Annotated in this window: 2 protein-coding genes; both read left to right on the top strand. The window is 66.5% G+C overall.

The window, feature by feature from the left end:
- The first annotated feature begins 107 nt into the window (after positions 1–107).
- The gene (locus QNO09_RS39560; RefSeq protein WP_283975057.1) at positions 108–956 is read left to right on the top strand and encodes an IS5 family transposase; all 849 of its coding nucleotides are present in this window, start codon (positions 108–110) and stop codon (positions 954–956) included.
- Positions 953–1,369: a hypothetical protein gene (locus QNO09_RS39555; protein WP_283975056.1), complete on the top strand. Its 417-nt coding sequence runs from the start codon at positions 953–955 to the stop codon at positions 1,367–1,369. Before QNO09_RS39560 ends, QNO09_RS39555 begins: the two co-directional genes overlap by 4 nt.
- Positions 1,370–1,411: the final 42 nt, after the last annotated feature.

Genomic DNA, 1,411 nt, shown 5'->3' with positions numbered 1-1,411 from the left:
TGAGTGGGCGGTTCGTGAGCCTATGGGTGGTTCTGGCGTCGCCTGATGGTGTGGGCGAAGCCGGGAACGTTCCGGTCCGGTGCCGGTGGCCTGCTGGGATCGGTGGGATGAGTGAACGCAAGCCGTACCAGAGCGACTTGTCCGACGAGCAGTGGGCGTTGATCGAGCCGGTGCTCACGGCCTGGAAGGACCGGCACCGTTCCGTGAGCGGCCACCAGGGCCGCTATCCGATGCGGGAGATCGTGAACTCGATCCTCTACCAGTCCCGGACCGGCTGTCAGTGGGCCCTGTTGCCGAACGACCTGCCGCCGAAGAGCGCGACGTACTACTACTTCGCCGCCTGGCGGGACGACGGCACCGACCAGCAGATCCATGAACTCCTGCGCTGCCAGGTGCGGGAGAGGAACCGGCGATTAGAGGACCCGACCCTGGTGATCCTGGACACCCAGAGTGTCCGGGCCGCCACCGGGGTCCCCGCGGTCACGACGGGCAAAGACGCCGCGAAACGAATGCCTGGCCGCAAGCGGGGACTGGCCGTGGACGTCCTCGGCCTGGTCATCGCCGTCACCGTGGTAGCCGCGAGTGTCCACGACAACGCCGCTGGCATCGCTCTGCTCGATCAAGTCGCCGTCGCGGCCGGCGGCTCGGTCAGCAAGGCCCTGGTCGACCAGGGCTTCAAGAACCAGGTCGTCATGCACGGGGCCGGACTCGGCATCGACGTCGAGATCGTCCGGCGCAACCCTGAGGAGCGGGGATTCGTTCCGCAGCCGAAACGGTGGCGGGTGGAGCAGACGTTCGGGACCCTGATACTTCACCGGCGCCTGGTCCGCGACTACGAACACCGCCCGGCTTCCTCAACCTCACGCGTCTACTGGGCCATGACCCACGTCATGGCCCGTCGGCTCACCGACACGAACACGCTCACCTGGCGCGATCCGCAGGTGGTCGGCGCGTGAACCTCAGCCCCCTCCTTCAGGCGCTCGACCTTCAGGAAGACGCAGCCCGGGCCCTGGCCGGCGATCTCCGCACCCAGATCGACACCCTTCAGACCCAGCTCCGAGAGGCCGAACTGCGTCTGGAACACCTCGCCATCACCCGCACGACCATCACCGGCCTCGCCGACCGAATCCCGGTCCAGAGCCCCGAGCCATCAGAGAGTCTGGAGCTGCCCGAGCACCCGGACTACCCGCGCATCCTCGCCGTCTTCAACGACACCACCGGCCCCCTGAGGGCCCGCGACATCTGCCAGACCCTTGACTTCGAGCTCCTGCCGAAACACATCGAACGCACCCGAGCCAAGATGAAACGCCTGGTCACACTAGGAATCCTCACCGAGGCCGAGCCCGGCACCTTCAGCAAGAAGCAGTAACCAAGTCCGGAACGGACATCAACTCACGAACCGCCCACTGAT

This window comes from Streptomyces sp. 378, from assembly GCF_030124145.1.
Lineage (GTDB): Bacteria > Actinomycetota > Actinomycetes > Streptomycetales > Streptomycetaceae > Streptomyces.
The sequence above is the reverse complement of the archived record's forward strand: the minus strand, read 5'-3'. Positions and strand labels throughout refer to the sequence as shown.

Bases quoted from the DNA above. Each gene is read 5' to 3' on its own strand.
- QNO09_RS39560 (WP_283975057.1), top strand. From the start codon at position 108: ATGAGTGAACGCAAGCCGTACCAGAGCGACTTGTCCGACGAGCAGTGG.